The sequence below is a fragment of the Bacteroides sp. RTP31139st1_H2_RTP31139_211217 genome (genome assembly GCF_040227615.1).
In the GTDB taxonomy this organism is placed as follows: domain Bacteria; phylum Bacteroidota; class Bacteroidia; order Bacteroidales; family Bacteroidaceae; genus Bacteroides; species Bacteroides uniformis.
On the sequence record NZ_JBCNZM010000044.1, the window covers coordinates 1 to 25,369 of the forward strand.

General features: G+C 46.9%; 23 protein-coding genes and 2 pseudogenes. 5 read left to right on the plus strand and 20 right to left on the minus strand.

All coding sequences use genetic code 11. The features are described 5' to 3' along the window. The 17 genes and pseudogenes from ABUA47_RS09465 to ABUA47_RS09545 form a co-directional block, all read right to left on the minus strand. Nucleotides 1-123: pseudogene (locus ABUA47_RS09465) on the minus strand (integrase); the annotation flags it as partial. A 12-nt stretch (nt 124-135) separates the two neighbouring features. Then, nucleotides 136-960 carry a toxin-antitoxin system YwqK family antitoxin gene (locus ABUA47_RS09470; protein ID WP_009316591.1) on the minus strand — a complete coding sequence of 275 codons (825 nt, stop codon included), beginning with the start codon at nt 958-960 and terminating at the stop codon, nt 136-138. Continuing rightward, a complete protein-coding gene (locus tag ABUA47_RS09475; protein ID WP_009316592.1) occupies nt 957-1,712 on the minus strand; it encodes a DUF4261 domain-containing protein in 756 nt (251 codons plus the stop codon). The genes ABUA47_RS09470 and ABUA47_RS09475 overlap by 4 nt, the downstream gene beginning before the upstream one ends. A gap of 145 nt (nt 1,713-1,857) precedes the next feature. Beyond that, nucleotides 1,858-2,778: a hypothetical protein gene (locus ABUA47_RS09480; RefSeq protein WP_004328541.1), complete on the minus strand. Its 921-nt coding sequence runs from the start codon at nt 2,776-2,778 to the stop codon at nt 1,858-1,860. 50 nt (nt 2,779-2,828) lie between these two features. Next, the gene (locus ABUA47_RS09485; RefSeq protein ID WP_004328542.1) at nt 2,829-3,095 is read right to left on the minus strand and encodes an immunity 17 family protein; all 267 of its coding nucleotides are present in this window, start codon (nt 3,093-3,095) and stop codon (nt 2,829-2,831) included. Nucleotides 3,096-3,106: 11 nt separating this feature from the next. Further along, a complete protein-coding gene (locus ABUA47_RS09490) occupies nt 3,107-3,565 on the minus strand; it encodes a hypothetical protein (RefSeq protein ID WP_009316593.1) in 459 nt (152 codons plus the stop codon). A 35-nt stretch (nt 3,566-3,600) separates the two neighbouring features. Further along, on the minus strand, nt 3,601-4,254 hold the full coding sequence (locus tag ABUA47_RS09495; protein WP_004328544.1) for a hypothetical protein: 654 nt from the start codon (nt 4,252-4,254) through the stop codon (nt 3,601-3,603). A 37-nt stretch (nt 4,255-4,291) separates the two neighbouring features. Further along, complete coding sequence (locus ABUA47_RS09500) at nt 4,292-5,320, minus strand: DUF3137 domain-containing protein (RefSeq protein ID WP_004328545.1); 1,029 nt, start codon at nt 5,318-5,320, stop codon at nt 4,292-4,294. A 3-nt stretch (nt 5,321-5,323) separates the two neighbouring features. Next, on the minus strand, nt 5,324-5,884 hold the full coding sequence (locus tag ABUA47_RS09505) for a LemA family protein (protein WP_009316594.1): 561 nt from the start codon (nt 5,882-5,884) through the stop codon (nt 5,324-5,326). 14 nt (nt 5,885-5,898) lie between these two features. Continuing rightward, nucleotides 5,899-6,606: a hypothetical protein gene (locus ABUA47_RS09510; protein WP_018665638.1), complete on the minus strand. Its 708-nt coding sequence runs from the start codon at nt 6,604-6,606 to the stop codon at nt 5,899-5,901. A gap of 46 nt (nt 6,607-6,652) precedes the next feature. Beyond that, nucleotides 6,653-7,681, minus strand: a complete 1,029-nt coding sequence (locus ABUA47_RS09515; protein WP_234133644.1) for a DUF1266 domain-containing protein — start codon at nt 7,679-7,681, stop codon at nt 6,653-6,655. 41 nt (nt 7,682-7,722) lie between these two features. Continuing rightward, complete coding sequence (locus ABUA47_RS09520; RefSeq protein ID WP_009316597.1) at nt 7,723-8,694, minus strand: ankyrin repeat domain-containing protein; 972 nt, start codon at nt 8,692-8,694, stop codon at nt 7,723-7,725. Between the two features lie 10 nt (nt 8,695-8,704). Continuing rightward, nucleotides 8,705-10,264, minus strand: coding sequence for an ankyrin repeat domain-containing protein (locus ABUA47_RS09525; protein ID WP_009316598.1), 1,560 nt, complete (start codon nt 10,262-10,264; stop codon nt 8,705-8,707). Then, the gene (locus ABUA47_RS09530) at nt 10,261-10,710 is read right to left on the minus strand and encodes a hypothetical protein (RefSeq protein ID WP_009316599.1); all 450 of its coding nucleotides are present in this window, start codon (nt 10,708-10,710) and stop codon (nt 10,261-10,263) included. Before ABUA47_RS09530 ends, ABUA47_RS09525 begins: the two co-directional genes overlap by 4 nt. Before the next feature lie 1,044 nt (nt 10,711-11,754). Beyond that, a complete protein-coding gene (locus ABUA47_RS09535; RefSeq protein WP_009316601.1) occupies nt 11,755-12,774 on the minus strand; it encodes a hypothetical protein in 1,020 nt (339 codons plus the stop codon). A gap of 15 nt (nt 12,775-12,789) precedes the next feature. Continuing rightward, nucleotides 12,790-14,379 carry a phage terminase large subunit gene (locus ABUA47_RS09540; RefSeq protein ID WP_004303996.1) on the minus strand — a complete coding sequence of 530 codons (1,590 nt, stop codon included), beginning with the start codon at nt 14,377-14,379 and terminating at the stop codon, nt 12,790-12,792. 5 nt (nt 14,380-14,384) lie between these two features. Continuing rightward, on the minus strand, nt 14,385-14,819 hold the full coding sequence (locus ABUA47_RS09545) for a DUF5675 family protein (protein WP_009316602.1): 435 nt from the start codon (nt 14,817-14,819) through the stop codon (nt 14,385-14,387). A gap of 136 nt (nt 14,820-14,955) precedes the next feature. On the opposite strand from ABUA47_RS09545, the gene ABUA47_RS09550 reads away from it, so the two are divergent. Then, complete coding sequence (locus tag ABUA47_RS09550; protein ID WP_008142902.1) at nt 14,956-15,237, plus strand: HU family DNA-binding protein; 282 nt, start codon at nt 14,956-14,958, stop codon at nt 15,235-15,237. Nucleotides 15,238-15,260: 23 nt separating this feature from the next. Here ABUA47_RS09550 and ABUA47_RS09555 read toward each other — a convergent pair whose 3' ends face one another. The 3 genes from ABUA47_RS09555 to ABUA47_RS09565 all read right to left on the minus strand — a co-directional run bounded on the left by ABUA47_RS09555 (nt 15,261) and on the right by ABUA47_RS09565 (nt 17,426). Beyond that, nucleotides 15,261-15,497 carry a hypothetical protein gene (locus ABUA47_RS09555; RefSeq protein WP_009316603.1) on the minus strand — a complete coding sequence of 79 codons (237 nt, stop codon included), beginning with the start codon at nt 15,495-15,497 and terminating at the stop codon, nt 15,261-15,263. Nucleotides 15,498-15,793: 296 nt separating this feature from the next. Beyond that, a complete protein-coding gene (locus ABUA47_RS09560; protein ID WP_009316604.1) occupies nt 15,794-15,970 on the minus strand; it encodes a histone H1 in 177 nt (58 codons plus the stop codon). Between the two features lie 178 nt (nt 15,971-16,148). Next, complete coding sequence (locus tag ABUA47_RS09565; RefSeq protein WP_004293508.1) at nt 16,149-17,426, minus strand: phage integrase SAM-like domain-containing protein; 1,278 nt, start codon at nt 17,424-17,426, stop codon at nt 16,149-16,151. A 350-nt stretch (nt 17,427-17,776) separates the two neighbouring features. Here ABUA47_RS09565 and bglX point away from each other — a divergent pair, with 350 nt between their 5' ends. The 4 genes and pseudogenes from bglX to ABUA47_RS09585 form a co-directional block, all read left to right on the plus strand. After that, on the plus strand, nt 17,777-20,068 hold the full coding sequence (gene bglX / locus ABUA47_RS09570; RefSeq protein ID WP_016272416.1) for a beta-glucosidase BglX: 2,292 nt from the start codon (nt 17,777-17,779) through the stop codon (nt 20,066-20,068). 439 nt (nt 20,069-20,507) lie between these two features. Further along, nucleotides 20,508-23,510, plus strand: a complete 3,003-nt coding sequence (locus ABUA47_RS09575) for a SusC/RagA family TonB-linked outer membrane protein (protein ID WP_009037665.1) — start codon at nt 20,508-20,510, stop codon at nt 23,508-23,510. Between the two features lie 19 nt (nt 23,511-23,529). Beyond that, nucleotides 23,530-25,050: a RagB/SusD family nutrient uptake outer membrane protein gene (locus ABUA47_RS09580; protein WP_051009004.1), complete on the plus strand. Its 1,521-nt coding sequence runs from the start codon at nt 23,530-23,532 to the stop codon at nt 25,048-25,050. Nucleotides 25,051-25,072: 22 nt separating this feature from the next. Continuing rightward, a pseudogene (locus ABUA47_RS09585) lies at nt 25,073-25,369 on the plus strand (LamG domain-containing protein); the annotation flags it as partial.

Here is a 25,369-nt window from a genome sequence, read left to right on the forward strand (position 1 = left end):
TTCTTCCTTCGACAGCGACAAGCGGATGTCATTGTCATTACCGAAAGTCACTTCGACAAATTCTCTCCCGTTTCTTACCACAGGAGAAAGTTTGATTTTGGGTTTTGGAGTATATATTTCCATGTTTTTTAAATTTTACCGGTCCCACTCGTTCAGGATTTCTCCGCTTATGATATCATATCGTATCCAGTGTCCCGTCTCGCGTCCCTCGGTGTATTCGCCTTGGACTGCGATATCGTCCCGGTCGATTTCTTTCCACGAACCGTGCTTGTAGCCGTTCTTGTACGAGCCGGATTTGTAGGCGTACAGCTTGCCATGTAGGTGGGCCGTGTATTCGTAGGGGCCGTCCAGTTCGCCGTTCTTATAGTGGCTGACGGTTTTGCTGACCCATCTCTCGGTGGTATCCTCGCTGATTTTCCATTGTTTTCCCTCTTTCCGGTCGTCGGTATAGTTTGCCTCGTAGATCTGCTTGCCGCTTTTCGGGTCAAAGCGTTGTTCCTTGCCGTTCCGCTTGCCCTGCCTATATTCCTGAACCATGTCCGGCTTCCCGTCGCTGAACCATGTCCTTACCGTACCGTCTATCTTCCCGTACTGCATGGGTGCTTCCCGTTGCGGTGTCTTTCCGTCCTGATGATAGGAAACGAACAGACCATGCCGTCTGCCGTCGGTATACTTGCCCTTTTCCCGCAGGCTGCCGTTGCGGAAACGCCTGTACTCGCCCTGCATAACCCCTTTGGAAAAATGCACTATTTCCTCATCCTGCCCCCGCAAGATACGGAATTTGCCCGATAGCGGACGTTTTCCGCCCTTCAGATAATGGACGACTGTTCCATGCTGTTCGTCCGTGGTGGTTCGCAAGTCACCGGATTCCACGATCCGCTGTGCGAAGGCAGAACAACACAGCAGCGTGAGAACGATGGCCGCAAGCATTTTTCTTATGTTTCCCTTTACCTTTCTCATTCGTCCGGATATTCAAGTTTCAATGTCATGCCGTCCAAAGCGATGCCTTCGCTAAGCGTGATGGCAAGTTTCTGTTCTTCGGAGCATCCTATGGTTTCCCCGTCCTGCAAGGTGACATCATCCGACAGGATATAATGCACGATGTCCATTAGGAAATCACGGATGTCACTCAGATCGGCAGGGGCATACACTTCGATTTCCTCTTTCCCGAATTTTCTCAGTCCGTAGGTATAGATGCCGGGGATTCCTTTCTGTGTGCGGTAGATGCCGAACCATACCCAGTCCATGACGGGCAGTTCATCTTCTTGCAGGAGTGCGGCCATATCCCTGTAAAATTCGGGTTGGAACACCATACCGTCGGTATATACCGCTGTAGCGTAGGACTGTTTCAGGCAGGAAGACGTGGCTCTGGTGAACAGTTTGGCTCTCTCCAGCAGGTTGGATTGGTCTCCGGTCACGGATACGAGGATATGAGCCTCGTGTTGTCGTGCCACTTCTGTTGCATCTTTCCACAGGTAGTTGCCCTGTGCATAGTGTTCCGCTTCTCCGTTGGGTACGGGACCGGGCATGATGGCTATTGCCAATGTCATGCCGCTGAACATTCCGACAAGTACGTCCCCGTTGTCGTCGTCATCGGTAAGGACGATTCCCCAGTCTTCCTCGAAGTCATGGATGAACTGTTTCTTGTCCCATTGATTTTGTGAAAGCAACACGGACGAGACAAAGCATCCTTTGATATTATCCTTTTCCATATAGTTCTTTCTTTTTGAGTCGTCAATTATTGAAGATTCTTGCGCAAGATAGGTATTTTACCCTGATTCCTTGGTACTTTCATCTGTTAATATACGATAAATGCAGGCCCTGCCTGTGACTTTACAGATAAAGGTTGCGCTCCGTTCAATAGATGCGCACATACTGTACTTCCCCGTCAAGCAGTTCAACATAGCGGTTGTCGGAAAAGCGCAATGTCTCCAGAGTCCTGCCTTCCTTCTTGACTTCCGATTTGTGGTATGGTTCGCCCCACGCGGCGATGACCATTTCCCTCGTCATGCCGGTATCGACCTTGCGGAAGGCAATCAGCTTCCCGTATTTCTCGCCGTACCGTTTTTCCAGCTGGCCGATACGTGCCGTGCTTACAAACTCGTACACCTCGTCACCGCCTATAGGAAATGCTTCCACACGGACACCGTCAGCACCTTCCATCAGCAGAAACGCCCCATCACTGTTCATCTTCAGGCCGATGTCCACACAACGGTACTCCGCACCTTCAGCCGGGGTGATTACCTGACCGTCCTCGGTCTCGACGGCCTTGGCAAGTGACAGGAATGTCTGTCCGACAAAGCGTTTCAGTTTCTCATAATACCCTATACAGGTCATGCTCAGCGGATACCTGAATGGGTTGTAATACATCTCATCACCGCTTTCTTTTTCACGGAGCAGCAGGCAGCATCCAGCCGACAGGTAGTCTGTCTTTGTCCAGACCTTCACTACCTCGTAATATTTCCCCACTACCTCTTTAGAAGGGGTGGTACTGATGTTGACCGCCTTGTACACCGTTCGGTCATCCCCGGTAAGGAAATTGACCGTGTAGAAAGCATCCCAGTAGCCGTTCCTGTCATTTTTTACCCCATGCATGTACAGGGTCTGTCCCGGAAGGGAAGTGAAACTCCGCTTCTCCACGTTCGTCAGGCTGTCATAGGGGTGGGCATTTGTCACCGTGTACTCTTTCAGTCCATCGTTCTTGGGAACGATGTTAAGCTGTGCATGGGCATACATCACCGTGCACAGGAAGAAGGTTATAATTGGAATTGTTTTCATACTCAATCACTTTTTAAGTTTACAGGTGGCATCCGGGAAAGAGCACTCAGCTATTTGCCGGAAATAGAGAACAGGTACAGAGACAGTCCTATCCCGACGGCAAGAATCACTCCCAGCCAGAACCGGAAAGTTTTCGGACCGAGCAGATTCATCCAGAAGTTACCTCCTGTACTACCCGGACGGGAATACGTCCACTTCCAGCCACAGATGACACCGACAAGCCATATCAGAAGCAGGCCCGCCACGACCAGATAGCCGTAGCGGGGTTCCTGCTGTATCAGATTCGGAAAATCCTTTATTTTATCCAACCATTCCATATCTCACCGGTTTATTTTTTCAAGAGCGCCGCAAATTCTTTAAGCTGTGGCAGTCCGTCAAAGAAATCAACGTCAAATTTGGCCGTTGAGCCGTTGGCGAGGGTGATTGTCAGAATACCATTGTCGTAATTGTAGTTTGAACTGGATATTTCCGACAATGTAAAAGAACGCATCTCAACATTTCCTTTCACGATGACCGGGTATGTCACCTTATCGCCGTCAACCGTGATGATACAGCTTTTGGCAGCCAACTTGCGGGCCTTATGTATCTTCCGCCAGGCTCTGAACAGCATGTACAGTCCGACAAGGGCAAGGATGATGGCTGTTGGTAACGGTCCGAGGATGCGAAGTGTACCGACTTTTATACCGAAAGGATAAACTACCGGTACTATTATCAGTCCGGCACCGACAAGGATTTCAGTCAGATTGTCCTTGATGGACGATTTGGAAGAATAATTGAATGTAGCCATATTCGGATATTAGTGAAGTTATTCGTTCGGTGATATTATTTTATGAAAAAGTACCAGATAAGCAGAGCCGCGGTGATGATTATGGACAGGACCGTCATGGCCGACCTGTATTTTTCGACAGCAGGCGATTCCTGCGGAGCTTCAAATTCCAGTATCGTAGGTGCTTGGCCTATCGCGCTATTAGGAATAGCCTCTATCTTGAACTCGTTGGGCTGTTTTTCAATGCCGATCAAGGCATAGGCACAATCAAGCTGATTGGCCTTTCTTGGCGAGAATACCGATTTGCTGAACAGGATGACGCCGTCATAATGATCGCTTATTTCCATTACCGAATCCATATCCCGTTGTCCTGTCAGTATATGACGGCCTGTATCAGGATCTACTATGTAATAGTCATAGCCACAGGACTGTACGGAATCATAACGGATTTCACCGATTTCCAGCGTATCCACTTCAGCCTTGATGCTCTGAAGGGTGGCCTCGTCAATTTCAGTCCCTTTCAACGGGCAGGCATACAGGCAATAGCGGCTGTCTTCGTGCATCACGGTTCTGATGGGATAGAGGTTTACTACTTTGCGGTTTTCCAGTTTGAGGTATGTCTTAGACAATTTGCCGATTGCTTTCCCGTTATAACCGGCCGGAACAGCACCTCCTTCAAGAATGGCTGACAGATTTTTAAGTTCGCTCATGTTGTAATTCTTTTTATTCGTTTTCGATTATTGTTGATTATTTGATTCCATTTTCTACAGTGAGACAGAAGTTCACCTCCCTGTACAGTTGTTCCAGCAGATGTTCGTCATCCAGCGACTTCCTGCCGGGACGTAAGAAACCGTCCGGAGTGTCGGATGCGTAGTAGAACATGTTCCCGTTGAAGGAGAGCATCAGGTCACGGCTGAAGGATTTCCGCAGGGCGGTCAGCTTCCGCATCATCGCCGGGGTGAGCACCATGCGGGCTTCCACCTCGTCATCCGCGTACACGGCAAAATGCCTCTCGAACTCCGGGTCTTCCAAATGTACGAATTTTGCCCCGTACTTTTCCTTCATTCCCTGGATTGTTTGCGCCAGGTAGCCGATTTTGTTTTCCAGATGGTCGGGCAGCAGCATCACGTAGCCCCTGAAGGTGCGGTTCAGCTTGCAGCACCCGAACATGCCCCTGAAACTGTGCATCGTGCTCTCTATCCTGACTCCGAATATCGGACGGATAAAATACTGGTACGGCACTTCAAGGAAGTTGAAGGCCGAGAAATCTTTCGAATTGGCTGAAGTCACACCGGCATCCACGACAGTCATCATGTCATTTCCGACGGGAATGTCAAGACGGCCGTAACAGGTCGAACTTACCGAATTGCCCGATGACAATGCCGTTCCGAACAGGCGGCTGTCCGCAAAGACTTTCGGCTGTATGGAACCGGAAGGATTGTACCTTGCTCCCGGGAACAGCAGGTAGATGATGTGGGCCATCGTGTAGGTTTCCCTCTTGTTCAGCGCGGCAAAACATTTCATGAATGCGAAATGAAGTACAAAAAATACGGCAAAGCCTATCATGAGGTATTTTCCCGTGGTGACGGAAGTCTCATAGTCAGTACGGTCCACGAGGAATCCGCCGAAGATACAGAAACCGAACCACACGACGGTACACAGATAGACAATGGAGGTCAGGATGCGGAACACAATCCGGAGCATCCTGATACGGGACATCTCTTTCTTCATGTGAAGGGAAATGCCCTTGAAATCTATATTCTGACTTTCTTCCATGCTTTACTTGAATAATTCTCCCACTTTCACTTCCTTGATCTCACTTTCCGGGAACTCTATCAACTCCTGCTGCTCATGCTTGCGCCAGGATGCGATTATCGACGACGGAAACATTTCAATGTAATTGTTATAATCGGTAGCAGCGGCATTGTAGGTGCGCCGGATTGCCTGCAGCTCATTCTCCATGTCCTCGATCTGGACCTGAAGATGAAGGAACTGCTGGTTCGCCTTCAGCTCCGGGTAGTCTTCCACCGCCACATTCAGTCTTGACAGAAGCGAGGACATTTCCGTACCGCTTTTTATCTGCTCGGACTCTGTAGCGTTCGAAGCCCTTGACCGCAAATCGGCAATGCGGGTGAGAATCTCATTCTCGTGCCCCATGTATGCCTTTACGGATGCGACAAGATTGGGGATCAGGTTATTCCTCTGTTTGAGGACCACGCAGATACCGCTTCTGCATTGCTTGACCCGGTTCTTCTTTGCAATAAGGCTGTTGTTAGTGAATACTGCCCATAAAATAATTATGAGCAGTACCACGATAATACATATAACGGCTATAATCATATTTTCAGATGGATTTAGACATACAATTCAGCCGGTATGACTCTGATTGTCCCTTCCCAGTAGAAGTGGGGGACGATGCCGTCTGAAGGAAGATAGCCTTGGGGAAGTTCCTTGTAATAAAGGACAAGTTTCCTTACTTCCACATCGGCGCCTTCCACGATTTCACCACTCAGTTTCACGGTTGACCAGCAGTCCTCCTCCTTGGCAAGACTGACTACGCCCTCACATCCGGGAGCTACCGGCTGCCTGCCTTCACACATGTTGCGCAGCTTTTCCATCACTCTCTTCAGCCATTCCACATCGTTCATGTGTCCCTTGTCCAGTGCGTATATGCCAATACCATGGAAAGAGTCGTCCTTGTGCTTCACGCCTTTCCACGCCTCTGCCGGGGCACTGACAATCCCCGCGTAAACGATATATCCTTCCGTGAATTTTCTCAACCACTTGCTTTTGCCCAGCCATGGTGCCTTTCCTGCAAGTTTCTTGAAGAACTCGGTCTCAGAACTGCGTGGCGTCTGCATGTACGGTTTCATCTTGTCAAGCTGTGTCGGGTTCTTGTACAGTTCCCTGTCTCGCTTGGCTTCTTCGGCCTCCTTTGCACGCCGTGCGGCCAGTTTCTCCCTGTATTTACTTACGTCAAGACCTTGTGCTTCCATTTGGTCAAGATCATTCTCTGTCATGGTTTTCTCCCATTCTGTTGCTGCATTTTTGAAAAGTGCCATAATCGTAAAACTTTTAAGATATTGTTGATCCTATTTTTTTCGGATTCTACCATTCGATTGCCTTCCAAGGGGAATCTTCTTTATTGAGAAGCGCTCCCACGACTTCATCCGCAGTCTCGTAGTCATCTGTTTCGCCTCTCCATATTCCGCGTCCCACGGCAAAGCTGTTGCCGTATTCTTCCCACGAATTGAAGGATTCCTTGGCTATGCCGGCAGTGGTTCTGATGGCTTCCCACATTTCGTCTTCATTGATGTAGCCGCAGATGAAAGCCCAACGGGCCATGTTCACGGCACGTACAAAGTCCCATGCCAGCACGGTTTCGGGCAGGTCCGCTTCCGTCGTTTCATTTACTCCCATTACAAATTCAGCTATCGTGAACGCATCGCCGATCTTGCTGTCCTCGTCCGCCTTTTCTTCCTCGGTGATGGCCTCGATTCCACGCTGGCGGATTTCAGTCAAGGCCGGATCCGCACCGGCATGTTGGCCTTCGTTCAGCAGCCATGAGATGGTCTCCAGGGCACTCTTCCTGTCAGTAACTTCCCACCATTCCTCAAGCATTTCCTTAAGGGTGTCCGTGCCTGCTGTACTTTCAAGGGAGTCCACGTTGTCATCGTTGTATAGGAACAGAGGTGCCCCATAAGCCAGAAGTCTGTTCTGTTCAGGTGTCAGGCTGTTGTCGCCCTTGCGGGTGATTTCCCAACCTGCATATACGTCAAAACCGTCCGAGAAATCCGGTAAACCTTCCGGCATGAATCCGGCATTCATTGCCTGCTGCATCATGTTCCCTGCGAACTCGATGTTTTTGCTGTAGGTCTCCATTATCGCCTCGGGATCCTGGGCGGATTCTGCCATCATCTTTGCCTGGTATGCCTGTGCCTCCGCAACTCCCGGGAACATCTCGGCCGAGTCCTGCATCAGCTTTTCATGCATCTTCATCAGGTCGGTGCCTTCAAATCCGGGTACGTTGCCATACAAGGCTTGCGCCTGTTCCAGTGCTGCTTTCATGGCCTGAGCCTGTGCTTCTCTTGCGATTTCCTCGGGTGTCTGAGGTGTCTTCTTGGTTTCTTCTGCCATATCTTTCTAATATTAAATTTGTTAATGAATATCTTACCTGTTTATTCCGCTCCGTTTTCAAGAAGTTTTTCCACGATTTCGTTGAAGCCGCGCTCTCCTGCATAGTACAGGGCGGTGTGCTGGAGGTTGTCTGAGATGCTAACATTCGCGTGAAATTCAAGCAGGACGGACACAAAATCGTTGTGGCCCTCCTTGGCTGCAAGAATAAGCGGGGTTTCCCCGTTGTCATTCTGTGCGTCAACCGCAGCTTTGGCCTTCAGCAGAGCCTCGCCTATAAAGCGGTTACCTGAAATGGCCGCGTAATGTATCGGGGCATTGCCGCTCAGCATAGCTTTGCCGGGATCGGCTCCGGTCCCGAGAAGAAGGTTGACCATGACAAGATTCCCCTGCATACAGGCGAGTATCAGCGGAGTCTCTCCGCCGTCATTCGTCGAGTCAAGCATGGACTTGTCTGACAGGAGCAGCGTGCGGACAATTTCACCCTGTCCGTTATACACGGCCTGATGAAGCGGGGTGTTGCCACGTGCATCCCGGTCATTCCCGCACGAGAGTCGGGCGACCACTTCCCGCAGCCCGTGGGCTGTGGCATAGTCGATGGCCTTGTGGCCGGAGGCATCGGCGACCTCCGTATCGGCTCCCTGATCCATCAGGAAAAGGGCGGCATCTGTACGCTTGTTGTCAAGCAGGCATATTAGCGGGGTTCGTCCTTCATTGTCCGTCACGTTGATGTCGGCCCCCTTCTGGAGCAGCTTCCCGAGGATTTCCTTGTTGCCGCTCCGTGCCGCCGCGTGGAGCGGGCTTTCGGAACGGTTGTTGATACATGACGCGTCGGCATCGTTGTCAAGAAGCAGAGCCACTATGTCCCTGTAACCTTTCTGACAGGCATAATAAAGAGCAGTGTTTCCTTCCTGATCCCTTTTGTTGATGTCAATTCCTCCCTTTTTCAGGAATATCTGGACAATGCTTTTCTGCCCGTTTCGGCAAGCATTGAGAAATGTCTGGTTGTTGTCCATATATCTTTGTTTAAGAATATTTCAATAATAGTCTTACGAGATTGTCATTGTTGTAGTCTGCCGCCACGTCCATGGCCGTTTTGCCTTCATTGTTTACGGCATTTACGTCAGGCAGCTTGAAGTCCAGCAGGAGTTCAATCGCTTTCTGTGCCATGCTGTCACGACAACATGCCGCCACATAATGCAGGAGGGTGTTTCCCCGGTTGTCCGTCTTGTTCACGTCAGCTCCGGCTTCGAGAAGCTTTTCGAGGATTTCCGTGGGGTCGTCAGAACCGGCTGACCAGCCGTAAGGCACATATTTTTCGTTCGCCTTATGACCACCGAAGAGAATCATCATGGGAGTTTGGCCGGAAAGATTGGCGGCGTTGGGGTCGGCCTTTCCCTTGAGCAGCCAACCGAATGCCGTTTTACCCAACCTGTAGCCGGTATGGCGGCAGGAAAGGGCAAGTGCCGTGTTGCCTTCCGTATCAACAGGAAGCTCGGGATTCCAGCCTTTTTCCTTCATCAGGTCAAGCAGCCCCTTGTAAACCTCGGTATCCTTGCAGAAATAGTCCTTACTCACCCATACCGAAAAAGCCGTCTCTTCATTCGGGAAACGGTAATTCGGATTCGCTCCGCCGTTCAGAATCATGGCCGGAGCATCCTGTATGCTGTCAAACCAACTGAACGCACAAGCGAGGGGCGACTTGCTTTCAAAGTCATACATATCCTTGTGCTCACACACCGTCTGCAGGTCTGCACCCGAACGCAGAATGGCATCCAGTGCCTCCATATCCTTCATGTACATAGCCTGGAATATGTCCATGTTGCCGTGCAAGGCCGAAAGTTCGTCAACATCGGGGTCGCTTCCGGAAAGGAAGGCCGCGATCTTCATCGCCTTGTTCTCTATGGCGGCATCCCAGGCTGTCTTTCCACTGTTTGACTTGTCTTCCGGATCGGCCTTGTCTTCTTCAACAAGCCTTCTGGCAAGTCGGTAGGCGGTTTCGCCATCATCCTCCAGCCTTGCAATCCTGCTCCTGATTTCCTCTATCTTGTTTTCGGGGTAACGGTATTGTACGGATTCGTCCAGTTCCTTTTTCGCGAACCGGATATCCCTTCTGATGTCGCCTGAAGCGGCACAAAAACCGAAAAGCACGTTCTCGCCGTTAAGGTCGGTTGAGTTGACGCGTGCTCCGGAATCTATGATCGCTTCCGCCATCTTGAAATGACGGTTCCTTATGCACTCGATAAGGGCCGTCGTATTCTTGGCCGAACGCGGTATATTCGCTCCTTGTTCTATGAGCATGACGGCTATTTCTTTCAGTTTGTCTTCATCTGCACAGCCGGCACTGGTTCTGCCGAGGATATGAATCGGGGTGGAACCGTTTGCATCCTTCGTGTTGGGTTCGGCATCACGTTCAAGAAGTATCTTGACCCCCTCCGTGTCTCCATACTGGCAGGCAAGATGCAACGGAGAACGGTCTTCGTACTGTTCGTCGCTGTCATCGACGGGCACTTCCCGGAGCGCCTGATGAATTGCATCCTTCGGCTGACTTGTCGAATAAAGTCTGTATATGTCACTGTATTTCATGGTTGTATGTTTTTTATCAGTTCTTCAATGTGTTGATATTTATTGCCCAAACGGGCGTGGATAGTCCGCACCTCCGTGTGCAGGTGCAGTCTGGCCGACACTTTCGCTTTCAGCCTCAACAGTTGTACGGCGGCGAGGTTATCGGGAGCATCCTCCGGCATGGGACAACCGGCAGGGCTTTTTTCGTATTCCCAGCGGAGGACGGCTTCCGGCAGGTTTTCCGGCAGACGTTCCGTTAACGGTGGCAGCAGCCTCTCCGCTTCCAACAGCAGGGAACGGCAGTCATTATACAGAGAAAGGTAGTAGTAGCATAACGCCTTGTTGTAAAGTGTCGGCAGGTCAGACTTTCCTGCCTGCGTGAAACAGGAGAAGGCAAAGGCATATTCGCCACTTACCATATAGGTAATACCTGCGGAAAAAAGTTCTTTTTTCTGGGATTCAGGCATGGTTTGTTTATTTCCATATATTCCAATCATAGATACTTAAACACTAAAAGAGATTTCAGACTGTTATGGGTGGAAACAAAAAACCGACGATATTCGGGCGCAGAGAACGCTCCCCAGTACCGTCGGACCATAAAAATATCCTGCCTTTTTTGAGACAATATGGCAGAGGATGAGTATTTATAGGAACTTTTGTCGTAAGACAAGGATAACCCCGGATAATTGATTCCGGTAATCCATTGTAAATTAAATGTTTTATTATATATTGACGCGCGATAATTGTGTGTGTGTGTGTGTGTGTGTGTGTGTGTGTGTGTTTACACGAATTTTCCACACTGCCAAATTATTAATACACTTTTTAAGGGAATATGTAAGGTAACTAATGCACACAAGAAAAACGTCCGCTTTATGCGAAGCTTCGCTCAAACAAATATCATTTGTTAAAATCGAGCGACATTTTACAATGTATCCATTGTCATACATATCAGTTTATTAGAGTGAATACTTCTTCAAATACAAAATTAGAAAAATGTTTTGTTCTGCAATGAAATAACCGACACTTTTTTCAGGGAAAAATAAAAATGGCTTTATTATAATTGCCTTGTACCATAGAAAACGGGCAGAGAGCATGCAGTTGCTCATCTGCCCGTCCTGTAGGGAGAACCGTTTCATGCCGCTATCGGATTCACTTTCAATGTAGTCTGAAAGATGAACGCCTCTACTTTCATGTTGATTATGAAACATTGTTGGTGTGCGTGATAAGACTTCATGCCTTATTCAAACCTAAATCCAACGGGCACAAAAACAAGTAAATAATTATTCAATGTCTTGAGATTATTAAATACCGCAAAGGCAGTAAGGAATATAGCAGATTGGATTATTCTAAAAGGCCAAATTTATATCTTCTTTTGGCGGCATATTACAAGGAACTTGCCACCCGTTCAGGGGGGCTCTTGTGGAAACGGAACTAACAAACAAGCAGTAATTTCGTTTCTTGTTCATGGTAAAGACTACGACAACAAATCCGGTAGCGGTATTTACTGTTATTTAGGTCAGCCACGGGTTTCGATACGGGTCATAATCTGTTTGGAAAGTAGCCAGTTGCCAATCGGTAACCGGCTTTTTCGTGTCATCGACTTTACGGGGGATTTGTGGATTAAGTCGCAATTTGGCGGCATCATTAAGCCATTTCATGCTGTCCTCGTAATCGCGCATACGGACAACACTGACATTATTCGGGGCAATGAGTTTCGTGAGCTCGTAGATAGCCAATCGAACCATATGCTTCTTGAGGTTGTAGTTTCGTGGATCGTGTAATGATAGGTTTAGACCGACTTGCGGCGTGTCCGCGTTCACATCCGTTTCCGGGTAAAATACCCGTCCGTCATAAACTACATATTCGTGTTCCGACAATTCGTAGGCATTGTATGATGAATCGTAATCGGCTATGGCTCCCCAACAGTCGGACACCATAGGGTCAAGATTGCAATCGAAACAGTCAAGCGTCATCAAAGTATAGAACGCCCCTTCATATTCAACGACTGACCACAGAGGATACTCGACAGGCTGCCATAACGTGACTTCCGTCTCGATCCAACCGCCGACCATCGGGATACGGATATCATCGAACTTGTACCCGTTTTCGGCAAGGCAAATATAGACAACACCGTTGTAGTTTACTTTATCACCCGGATAATAGGTGTTGAACTGGGAGTAATTTACAACTTGTCCCGCATCGACGTGGATATCGGAACACTCTTCCCAATAGATTGCCGTTGCCGGCTTGCGATAGCCGCTGACGGAGCGTATCACCTCATGGATTTGTCCCTCGAAATAGACATGCACACCCACGGGATAGGTAATTCGATGGTCGTATTCGGCGATATATTTTCCTTTTGCAAGTTCCTTTTCAATCTCGTAGTTCTCTGACAAATATTCCACAATGCTCATCTCCGCCGATTCTTCCGCCTGGATGAATCGTGCATCATTGCCCCGCGTGAGTTGTGCTAGTGCTTCCGGAGTAATTATCCCAAGATAGTCGTCATTATTGAGAAACCGTCTGTACATATCCTTGTTCCGTTATTAGTATGAAAATCCTTCCTGAATTACCGATGTGGAGACCACATACCCGTTCCCGTCGCCTCCGCTCTTGAACTTGTACCAGCTGTCGCGCAGGTAGTAACAGAGCAGGTAGTCAAGGCAGTCGGACAAGTGTCCATACCGTTCATATTTGACACCGGTTTTCGGGTCGGTGGTCTTCTGTTTGCTCTTGGTACCGTCCTCGTTACGAAGCTGGTAAATCAGATCCTGGGTAAGTTTGCGACATTTGATATCGATTTGTATCTCCCAGCCTTCATAGCCCCCGAATACCTCGTTGACGAACTCGCACCGTGTAGCCTGCGGAGGCTGCTTGCGTAACAGCTTTACCTTCGGTCGCAGGATTCCTCTGCCGAAAGTGTCCGTGATGATGGTATAGTTGTTGATGCCGTCCTCGTTGGTGGTGGAGCGTTGTAACCCGGAAGGGTCACCGGTCACATCCACTCCGCCAATATGCTTGTCCCGGTAAAGTTTTAAGCGTACTTTCCGTGCCAACGCAGGTGTGTTGTTCTCCTTTTCCTCCGGCTTGCCGAGTATCTCTTCCAGTATATAGACCTTCCTGTTTTCATAGTCTATTTGTGCGGAGAGCACCGACATTTGGGGGGCAACATTGAAGTCCCACACCGTGATGAGCGGCTTGGTCGGATCGTATGCTTTTTCTTTCAGTCCGGTAACGAGATGCCGGGAGCCGTCGAAACTGTTATAAATCGCCATATCGTTGGCTTCCACGAAATCCCAGTTGCCATAGAGCAGGCGTTCCTTTGTCGCCTGGTCCCGGATCTTGTTCAGGGCCGCCTCGTACACCTGACGGAAAGCGATATTCGGGTTGTCAAACACGGAAAAAGGTATATACGCTTCACCCTCGCGGCAGATGACCTTGTCTCCGTTTTCGTCCTGCACGAAGCGGGAACGCACCCAGTTAATCGTCGGATTGGTGGTGAGCAGCATTCTCGGGGTCTTGAATGTCTCATGGGTTCTCCAGCGGAGACGGGAGAACAGTACTTCGACGGCCCGTTCCGAGATTTCCGACACCTCATCCACCATGGCGATGGTATATTCCGAAGAGCCGAAACGCTCGAAGTTGGGGTCGCTGGGGATATCCGCCATCTCCTTCATGATGATGACCGAGTCATTCCAGAATGTGAGCGTGCCTTCGAGGTTGTTTATCTTGTAGTTTGTATCCTCTTTCAGTCCCCAGTCCTTCAGAATCGACTTGATGGTGTTCCATGTCGATTCCTTTAACGACTTGAGTGTCTTACGGGCCACCACCGCACGGATATTCTCGAACCGAATACATGAAGACACCAGCCAAACGCTGCCGATATACGATTTTCCGCCGCCGGCCGCTCCGCCTCCCAGTATCAGCTGCGGCAGGTTCTGCGACTTGCAATGCCTGCATTGAGGCCTGTACTGAGGGTTGCCTTGCTGGTCATAACCGATAAGGATTTGCTCGATCTCCCCGCCACAATGGGGACAATAGTTCGGTTGCAACAGTTTCCAGAGTTCATACTGCCGTGGGGACGGTTTGAACTCGATGCGCAGGTTTCTGGGTGGTTTGAGCCTGTTGACCGCCATTCGATTTATATAATCTGAATGGTTATGTCCCTTTCGGACTCGAGCATGGCATACAGTTTTTGGAATGTAGTACGGGATTCCAAAACTTTTCCCTTGACCGTATTCTTTCCCACGATGATACAACCGGCGGAATCTCCCTCGGTGTTGCCTGAATGGATCAGGATGCCGAGGAAATGAGGTACATCGTGCAGATATGGCATTTTTTTCTTGTACTTGGGGCTGTACTGAAGGGTAACTTTATAAGTCCCGGCAGGAATGGCGGTCTTGGAATAGACCTTTTCCTTGCAGGTACAGGAACGGCCGCGAGGAGTATCCGGACAGGTTGCCGGAAGTTCCCTCACGGCATCTTCGATGGTATTACAGAAAAATTTGCCGTCGATGGACAGGTCGCCTATGGTATAGGTCTGACCTTTGAATTTGCGGTTGAGTGTCAGCTTCATACTTCGATACTATTTGTATCGAAAGAGTAGAGACGGACGCCGGCTAATGTTTATTATATGTGTTTGTAAAAGGAGGATATTTCAGGAAATGATGTATCTTTGTGAACGGATTGACAGTATTTAATCAAGAGTTAATATGACAAAAGCGGATATCGTCAGGGAAATAGCAACGCAGACCGGTCTGGAGAAGCAGGTCGTGTTACAAGTTGTCGAAGGATTCATGGATAGCGTAAAGTCTTCCATGATAAACGGCGAGGAGGTTTATCTTCGCGGCTTCGGTTCTTTTATCATCAAACACCGTGCGGAAAAGACAGCACGCAACATAAGCAGGAATACCACGATAATAGTGCCTGCCCACAATATCCCGGCATTCAAACCGTCAAAAGCCTTTGCAGGAAGGATGAAATCAGACAAATAAGGTGATTATATGCAACAGGAGCGTTATTCAGATGCTCCTGTTACTTTATACAGGGCAACGAGGTTGGTATTGTCCGATTGGAACAGGAAACGGCCGTTGCTTAAAAGGCATTCGTGGATGGTGTTGTCATTAGGATCCGACTCCAATAAAGCCCCCGCCTTGTTTTCATCGATAAGCAGCATTTCTATGCCTTGTACGGTGGCGGCAGTTGCATCAGCAGGAATTTTCAAAAGTTCATCCATCAGATTCATGTCGTTCATAATATCTCCGTATTTGGCTTGAGTCCCGTCAAGCATTCAATGTACCAAGACCAAAAAGCGTGGGACATAACCCGTAGCACCGAGGTTCTGGTAAACCTATCCGCAAACAAGTTAAGCCCACGCAAAAGCATAGGCGAAAACTGTTTGTCCTGCGGATAAGTGAAATTTACCAGATTTCGGTGCATGACAAAAGCTAACGCTTTCCGTATTTTATTATGTCGTTCTGCCAATATGGTTTTTATGCCGCATCTGCAGAAGAACCGGCCATTATGTGATAACGACCGGACGTGTAAAGGTTATTTTTTAGACTCTTCCAAGGAAAGCTTACGAAACTCTTTCATCAGTTTTTCCAGTTCCAACGAGGTCTTACGGGCACGGGTCCCTGCGGCCTTGTTGCCTTTTTCAATCTGAAGTGCCGCATCCGTGGAGAATGTAGCATATACTTCCTGTATTTTTGAAACCAATTCTTTCATATAAATTCTATTTAAGTTATTGACCACAAAGGTAATGAAAATAATCGAGAATAAGAGCGATTTTGTCAATATTGCAAATATCACATTGGTAATCAATGACTTTTAACAGCCATTACACCGTATGATTTATCCATCAGAGAAATTGTCAAGGTGTTTACAACTTTATGGATATGTCTGGTCAGAACATTTCTTCCATCTGCCGCTTGATTTCTTCCCGCTTTGTATTCTTGTAGTAATGCTTATAGATGGTCAATGGGCTGTTACCAGCCATCTCTGCAACCACATACGGATTATTACCGGCATCTACCATCTTCGATATGAAAGAGCCACGGGCGGAATACCATGTGATGTTTTCTTTAATGCGCAGCATCTTGCATGCTTTCGTCAAGGTTTGTGAAAGGCGTGTGGAAATTTGCTTGACACGTGTAGTCTTCTTGGAAGTGGTCGTGTGTTTATGAGTAAAAACAGGAAATACATAATTTCCATAACTTTGCCCACGGTATTTATTCATGATGGCTTTTGCTTTACTGAGTAATTCCGGTTTGGCTGTTTTGGGAAACTTGATACGTTCATAGACGATGCGGTCTTCCTGGACCAAATCCCATGTCAGGTTACATACATCGACATTCGCCATACCTCCGGTATAGTAGCTGAACAGGAACAAATCAAGATGCAACTGCTCTTTTTTCGTAAACAAGGTACGGTCAACATTTGCGATTTTAGCTATGACTGTTTCCGGAACTGCTCTTGAAGTGGTTTCCGGCCAATTAATATCATCACCGAGACAGAGGAAGTTATCCATATTCACCCCGTACATCTCTTTCTTTTCTGCCTGCCTGCATACGGCACGGAGCAACCTTAGTTTGTGTGTAAGTCCGGCCTTGTTGCCATTTCTGATACCTCTTTCTTTAAGCCAAAACGCAAAGTCAAGAAGAAACTCTTCTGTAATATCCGTAAAGAAATAAGAGGAAAAGGCTTTTTCATATTTTTCCTTTGTAAACGCCTGCAGTTCACGCTTGAGATAGACATACCGTTTAGCATTGGTCGTGCTGTCGACAATCTGACCGTTCTTGATGCGTTTCTTGTTTTTGAATGTCTCTTCAAGATAATCGATCATCTGCTGGACACTCTTTACTTTGACCTCGGGTTTGGCCGCCTTGATTTCATCGAAGCAATGTGATAGCTGGACGGGCGACCAGTTCCTGCCTTCCATCTCCCAGGTATCGGCGACATGCAGATATTTGGTTCGCAAATCGAAAAGCAGTTTGTTCTTGGTAGTGGCCTCCGCACTCCCTACACGGAAACTCTGAGACTTGACATCCCAGTCTTTTAATAGCCCTGTGATGTTTATAACCTTCGGCACACGGGCGTAACCGGTCTTGAAGAAAATTATCTCCAGCTTGACCATCTTGGTGTCTTTCGGGTTCTGCTTACCCCTGATGTTAATCGTGTACATAGACTGATAACGAGTTAGTTAATGACTTATTATTAATTCGCATTAGTAGGAATCAATTGGTATTAATTAACCTACATAGAAACCTACATGAAAAGAGTAGTTTCCTTAGCGAAATAATGTTTATACGGATAAATCCGTACTTGTGTCATTTACTAACTCGTTATCAATCAACTATTTTTCCTAATCACAAAAGTTGTGTCCGAAAAAAGGGTGTGCCTAATATTGTACTTCCTCTTTTGTTTTTTAGTGATGGGTGTACTTTTGTTGTAGTGCGGGATGTGGAGGTTGTCGCATGCTTTTCTTTTATTTGCAGCAAAATAATATTTCTATAAATTAAAAGCATGAAAGACATGAAGCATTTACTTTTCAAGTTACAATCATTTTTAGTCTTGTTGGTGTTTACTGCCGCTAGTGCGTATGCGCAGAAATCTCCGGTCGATATGAATCGTTTCATCGACGATTTAATGAAGAAGATGACCCTGGAAGAGAAAATAGGTCAGTTGAATCTGCCGGTTACCGGTGAGATTACGACCGGTCAGGCTAAAAGTAGTAATGTGGCCAAACGTATTCGTGCCGGTGAAGTGGGCGGGCTTTTCAATCTGAAAGGCGTGGAACGTATCCGCGATGTACAGAAGCAGGCGGTTGAAGAAAGTCGTTTGGGTATTCCTCTCTTATTTGGTATGGATGTTATTCATGGATATGAAACGGTGTTTCCCATTCCTTTGGGATTGTCGTGTACATGGGATATGAAGGCGGTTGAAGAATCGGCACGTATTGCAGCCATTGAGTCCAGCGCCGACGGTATTTGCTGGACATTCAGTCCGATGGTGGATATTTGCCGTGATGCCCGTTGGGGGCGTGTGTCCGAGGGCAACGGTGAAGACCCGTTTCTGGGAGCAGCCATTGCGCAGGCCATGGTACGTGGTTATCAGGGAAAGGATATGAGCCGTAATGATGAAATCATGGCTTGTGTAAAGCATTTTGCCTTGTATGGTGCCGGTGAGGCAGGACGTGACTATAATACAGTAGATATGAGTCATCAGCGCATGTTCAATGAATACATGTTGCCCTATCAGGCGGCGGTTGATGCCGGTGTGGGCAGTGCGATGGCCTCTTTCAATGAGGTCGATGGCATTCCTGCCACTGGAAACAAGTGGTTGATGACGGATATACTGCGTAAGCAGTGGGGATTTGACGGCTTTGTGGTGACAGACTATACTGGAATTGCTGAGATGACCGACCACGGTATGGGCGATACGCAGACTGTTGCCGCCTTGGCACTGAATGCAGGTGTGGATATGGATATGGTGAGCGATGCATTTGTAGGTACGCTCAAGAAGTCATTGACAGAAGGAAAAGTGACAGAAGAAGCAATTAATGCGGCTTGTCGCCGTATTTTGGAAGCTAAGTACAAGTTGGGCTTGTTCGATAATCCTTATAAATACTGTGATGTGAAGCGTGCCAAGAAGCAAATCTTTACCAAAGAGCATCGTGCTGTTGCGCGTAAGATTGCTTCGGAGAGCTTGGTGTTGTTGAAGAACGAGGGTAATGTGCTTCCGCTGGCCAAAAAAGGCACTATTGCTGTGGTAGGTCCGTTGGCAGACAGCCGCAGTAATATGCCGGGTACTTGGAGTGTGGCTGCTGTATTGAAGAATGCAACTTCTTTGGCTGAAGGTTTGAAGGCGGTAGCAGGCGATAAAGCCGAAATATTGACTGCGAAAGGCTGTAATTTGATGAGTGATGCCGAATATGAGAAACGTGCCACTATGTTCGGACGTTCTTTACACCGTGACAATCGTTCGGACAAGGAGTTGCTGGACGAGGCTCTTGCCGTGGCTGCCAAATCGGATGTTATTGTGGCTGCGCTCGGTGAGTCTTCGGAAATGAGTGGAGAGAGCAGTTGCCGCACGAATCTTGAAATGACCGACACCCAACGCATGCTGTTACAAGAATTATTGAAAACAGGAAAACCAGTGGTACTGGTACTGTTTACCGGTCGTCCGCTGGTACTGAACTGGGAGCAGGCAAACGTGCCGGCCATTCTGAATGTATGGTTTGCGGGCAGTGAGGCAGGTTTTGCCATCGGTGATGTACTGTTTGGTGATGTGAATCCGAGTGGGAAGCTGACTACGACTTTCCCGAAGAGCGTGGGACAGATTCCTTTGTTCTACAACCACAAGAACACGGGCCGCCCTCTTGCCGACGGTGCATGGTTCCAGAAATTCCGCAGCAACTATATAGACATAGACAATGAACCGCTTTATCCTTTTGGTTTCGGCTTGAGCTATACCACATTCTCTTATAGCGACGTGTCTTTGGACAAGACTAGCATGACGGATAAGGGCGAACTGACTGCTACCGTGACTGTGACCAATACGGGCAAGAGAGACGGTGCAGAAGTGGTTCAACTTTATATTCGTGACCTTGTGGGAAGTGTAACCCGTCCGGTGAAAGAGTTGAAAGGCTTTGAGAAGATTTTCCTGAAAGCCGGTGAATCTAAAAAAGTATCTTTCAAGATTACTCCCGAATTGCTGAAGTTCTACAACTACAATCTTGATTTTGTATGCGAGTCCGGTGACTTTGAGGTGATGATTGGCAGAAATAGCCAGGACGTAAAGAAAGCAGCGTTCAAGTTACTCTAACTGATTCTCAAGACGGCAATATGCAGCATTCGAGCCACTGCGTTGAGATGGCATTGTTGCTGCATATTGTCTACATCTTCACTGCAAACGTTTTGCAGTATTTGCTTGGTATATAATCTATCGTATAATGGCAATCGGTTATGGAAATCTTATGGTCGGCTTTGAGGCAGTGAAAGGTATGACGTTCTTGAATATGGGATAAAAAACTTCAGAATAGGATAAAAGCCCCCTTTGCTTTTCTATCTTCTTGCTCTATATATATGAATAGTACCTAAATATTTATTGTACTTTTATATTCCTTATAATCTGTCGTTTATGTTATACAGTAGTAGTAATGATGTACCCCTCCGGTGAACTGTGGTACTCTTGTGGTAGCTTGTTTTTTGACATATATCAACTTCTCCGGTATGTTTGCAAAAGAATTTTAAATCAATACAAAATGAAGAAAAATCTACTAATTACATGTGTGATGTTATTGTTTGCCATTACTTCGATGGCACAGAACAAAATTACGATTTCGGGTGTCGTTACGGACAAGACAGGCGAAACTGTTATCGGTGCTTCTGTTCGTGTGAAAGGGCAGGAGAGTAAAGGTAGTATTACTGATATAAATGGTAAATATCAGATTGTTGATGTGGCATCTAATGCTACCTTGATTTTTAGTTATATAGGTATGCGTGAGCAGGAGATTGCCGTAAATGGGCGTTCAACTATCAATGTGAAGATGGAAGAGGACAGCCAGCTCATTGATGAGGTGGTTGTAGTTGGTTATGGTAGTGCCAAGAAACGCGACTTGACCGGTTCTATCGTTACTGTGAAAGCGGACGAGATTGCCTCTAAGCCTTCTACCAATCCACTGGCATCCATACAGGGTAAGGTTGCCGGTGTACAGGTGGTGAATACGGGTCGTGCAGGACAAGACCCTGAAATCCGTGTTCGCGGTACGAACTCCATTAACGGTTTCAAACCCCTTTATGTGGTAGATGGACTGTTCACGGACAATATCAATTATCTGAACACTGCGGATATTGAATCTATGGAAATCTTGAAAGACCCTTCTTCTTTGGCTATTTTCGGTGTGCGTGGTGCCAATGGTGTAATCATCATTACTACTAAAAGGGCAAAAATAGGGAAGACGATGGTCAACATCAACTCTTCAGTGGGTTGGAAGGTTATTTATGACCGTGTAGGTGTGACGAATGCCGAAGAGTTTAAGATGCTGTACAACGAGCAGTTGATATCTCAAGGAAGCGACCCTTATGATTATACTCAATGGACTGGTAATACTGATTGGCAGAATGAGATATTCCAGACAGGTTTTCTGACCAATAACAATGTGAGCATTACGGGTGCAACGGATAAGAGTAAGTTTTATTTGGGTTTGGGTTACGTCATGGAAGAAGGTTCCATTAAAACGGAAAAGCTCAATAAGTTTACCGTAAACTTGAACAGTGAATATAGCGTAACCGATTTCCTGCGTTTTGGTTTCCAGCTTAATGGAGTTCGTGCCAAGTATCCTGATGCAAAGGGTGTGGATGGTGCTTTGAAGGCTGCTCCTATTGCTCCTACTCATGACCTTGAATCGGGACTGATACATACGCTGCCCGACTTCCAGCGTGCACAAGTGTGGAATCCTCTTATTGAAACAGAGCTGCGCGGTGCTCACAACAAGTCTGAAAACTATCGCGTGGCAGGTAATGTGTTCGGAGAGATAGATATTCTGAAGAACCTTACGTTCAAAGCAACTTTCTCTATGGACTATGCTTCCAGTCAGGGACGTTCATATTCTCCGCTGATTTATGTTTATAATCCCGATGTGGAGGGGGGGAAAGAACGGTTGACTGAAAGAGAAAGTGTGAACCAAAGCAAGTCTACCTCTCTTGCTGCACAGTCTGACTATGTGTTGACTTATCTCGGACAGTTTGGCAATCATGGATTGACATTGACTGCCGGTCTTACAACCAATTACAATGAGTCTTCCAGTTTGAGTGGTGGACGCAGCCAGCTTGCGGGCTACGGCATTTTGGTGGGCGACGACCCGGACAGATGGTGGCTCTCTACCATCGACGATGTATCTACGGCAACTAATGGCGGTTCTCAGAGTGACAGATTTACCATGTCTTATTTGTTCAGAGCATTGTATAACTACAAGAATCGTTATTTACTTAATGCTTCTTTCCGTAGGGACGGTTCATCTGTTTTCTATAAGACAGGTAATACTTGGGACAACTTTTACTCTTTCGGTGCCGGTTGGGTAATGACCGAAGAGAAGTTTATGCAGAACCAGAATGTAATTAACTTCTTGAAGTTGAAAGGCTCTTGGGGTGTGTTGGGTAGCCAGAATACTGGTTCCAGTTATCCGGCATATGCCACCATTGTTAGTTCGGGTTCAGCTGTGTTCGGTGACAATATCATTGCGGGTAAAGGCCCCAACAAACTGATTTCACCTACTTTGGGATGGGAACGTAATTATTCATGGGAAGTAGGTTTTGACATGCATATGTTCAATGATCGTTTGCAGCTTTCTCCGGTTTATTATAACAAAACAACAAAAGATATGTTGACTTCCATTCCGGGTATTGCAGGTACTGTTCCCGGATTACAGAATGTGGGTGAGATTCGCAATCGCGGTTTTGAACTTAGTGCTTCTTGGAACGACAAGATTGGGGAAGATTGGAGATATGGATTAGGTGCTAATTTGAGCACTATTGATAACAAGGTGCTTTCACTGGTAAACAAAGACTATAATATTATCAGTGGTCCCTCACGTGTTTCCGAAGGTTATCCGATTGGCTATTTCTATGGTTACAAGGTTGAGGGTGTATATCAGAACGAAGACGACATCCGTTTCTCTCCGATTAACTCGGTTGGCTCGGTAACACCGGGTGACTTGAAATTTGCTGATGTTGACGGTAATGGCAAAATTACTGATAATGACCGTACAATGATAGGTAATCCAACTCCTGATTTTACTTACGGTTTTAATGTTAATTTGGGATGGAAGAATCTGGACCTGACTGTTGACATGATGGGTGTTTATGGAAATGAAATTTACCGTAATTGGGGAAGCAGTAGCTATGCACAACTGAATTATCGCACAGAGCAATTGAATCGTTGGCATGGAGAGGGCACTTCCAATTGGGAGCCCTTGCTCGACCCTTCACACAAAATAAATCAGGAGGCTTCCACGTATTTCATCGAAGATGGCAGTTTCTTCAGAATCCGTAATATCGAATTGGGGTATAACTTTGACAAACGACTGTTGAATCGTATCAAGGTACAGTCACTGCGTCTTTATACCAATGTGCAGAATCCCAAGACCTGGAGCCGTAATGGAGGATATACTCCGGAAGTGGGCGGAAGTGCTATTTCGTTTGGTATTGATGGTGGAGGCTATCCTATGCCTACAGTTTATACGATTGGTTTTAATTTGACTTTCTAAAATTATATAGAGACAGACTATGAAGAAGATATTTTATTATATAGCATTTTTAGCAGTAAGCTTTGCACTAACTTCGTGTGAGGATATGTTTGATAGAAAACCGCTTGGACAACAGACAGAGGATGATTTGACTGGTGGTACTTATGAAACACAGGTTTTTAATATGTATGCCAAGTTGCGCGGTTTTCATTTGACAAGCGGCAATACTGCATTGGCAATCCACGGTATGCGTTCTGAGGACGCAGAGAAAGGAAGTACATTGTCCGATGGAGCTGCTACCGGCAAGATGTTCGATGACTTTGAATATTTGGCAAGTAATGGGATGATTAAGAGTTATTGGAATGATAACTATTCATTGATACATAAGGTAAATGATTTGCTTGATGAGATGAGCCAAAATCCGTCATTGACAGAAGGTGACCTCGTCAATAAGGGGGAAGCTTTGTTTGTACGTGCTTTCTGTTATTTCAACCTTGTACGCGCTTTTGGTGAAGTGCCTTTGATTGACTTTAAAGTTTATGATGCAGCTGAGGCAAATGTTCCAAAGTCTTCTGTGGCAAAGATATATGAATTAATAGATTCTGACCTTACGGAAGCCGAAAACAGTCTGCCCAGAACGTGGGAGCAACTTTATGTAGGTCGTCTCACTTGGGGAGCTGCTCGTTCTCTTCATGCACGCACATACATGATGCGTAATGACTGGGGGAATATGAAGGCTGCCGCTGAAGAAGTGATTAACTCCGGTTTATATAATCTGAAAACACCTTATGAAGACATATTCCGAGAAAAAGGTGAAAACTGTAGTGAATCTGTTTTTGAATTGCAATGTACGGCAACAGAATCACAACCAGGTTCTAATGACATAGGAAGCCAGTTTGCTTCCGTTCAGGGTGTACGTGGCGCAGGCGAGTGGAATCTCGGTTGGGGGCAACACACCGCTACTCAAGAATTGGCAGATGCTTTTGAAGAGGGAGATCCGAGAAAAGACGAAACTTTGCTTTATTTTATACGCAACGGCAAGGACGATCCAGAGTCCATACCTGCTAACAAGCCTTATGGTGAGAAACCTATTTCGAATGCTGATGTTATAGCTAAATACTTTAACAAGAAGGCATATACGGACCCGGCGATGCGTTTGAAATTCACAAAGGGAGGATATTGGGTAAATATTCGTCTGATACGTTATGCTGATGTGGTATTAATGGCTTCCGAAGCTGCTTGTGAATTGGGTGATTTATCTTCTGCCCGTAACTATTTGGAGATGGTGCGCGCTCGTGCTCGTGGCAATAATATCGGAATTCTACCGGAAGTGACGACCAACAACCAGAATGAACTGCGTGAGGCCATTCGTCATGAAAGACGTGTTGAGTTAGGTATGGAGTTCGACCGTTTCTACGACTTGGTTCGTTGGGGTATTGCTAAAGAGGTACTTCATGCGGTAGGCAAGACCGGTTATCAAGACAGACATGCTTTGTTGCCCATTCCGCAAGACGAAATTGACAAGTCGAATGGTGTATTGGTTCAAAATCCCAATTATTAATCTATAAATGTACTAACTACTTATGAAAAAATATATAGTATCTGTGGCTTCTTGCCTGTTTGCATTGTGTATGCAGTCTTGTTTTCAGGATATGGATCATCCTGCTTTCGACTACCCTGAGAGTACAGGTGAAGTACCTACTACCCCTTTGAAGATGTATCTTCCTTTTGATGAAGAGGACATTCGGGATAAAGGTGAATGGGGATTTTTGGTAGCAGATAACGGTAATGCCAAGTTTGCGGAAGACGGAATCGCTGGCATGGCCTATCAAGGTGCTGAGAATGCTTACATTTTGGCCAAGACTCCTTCTATATTGGAA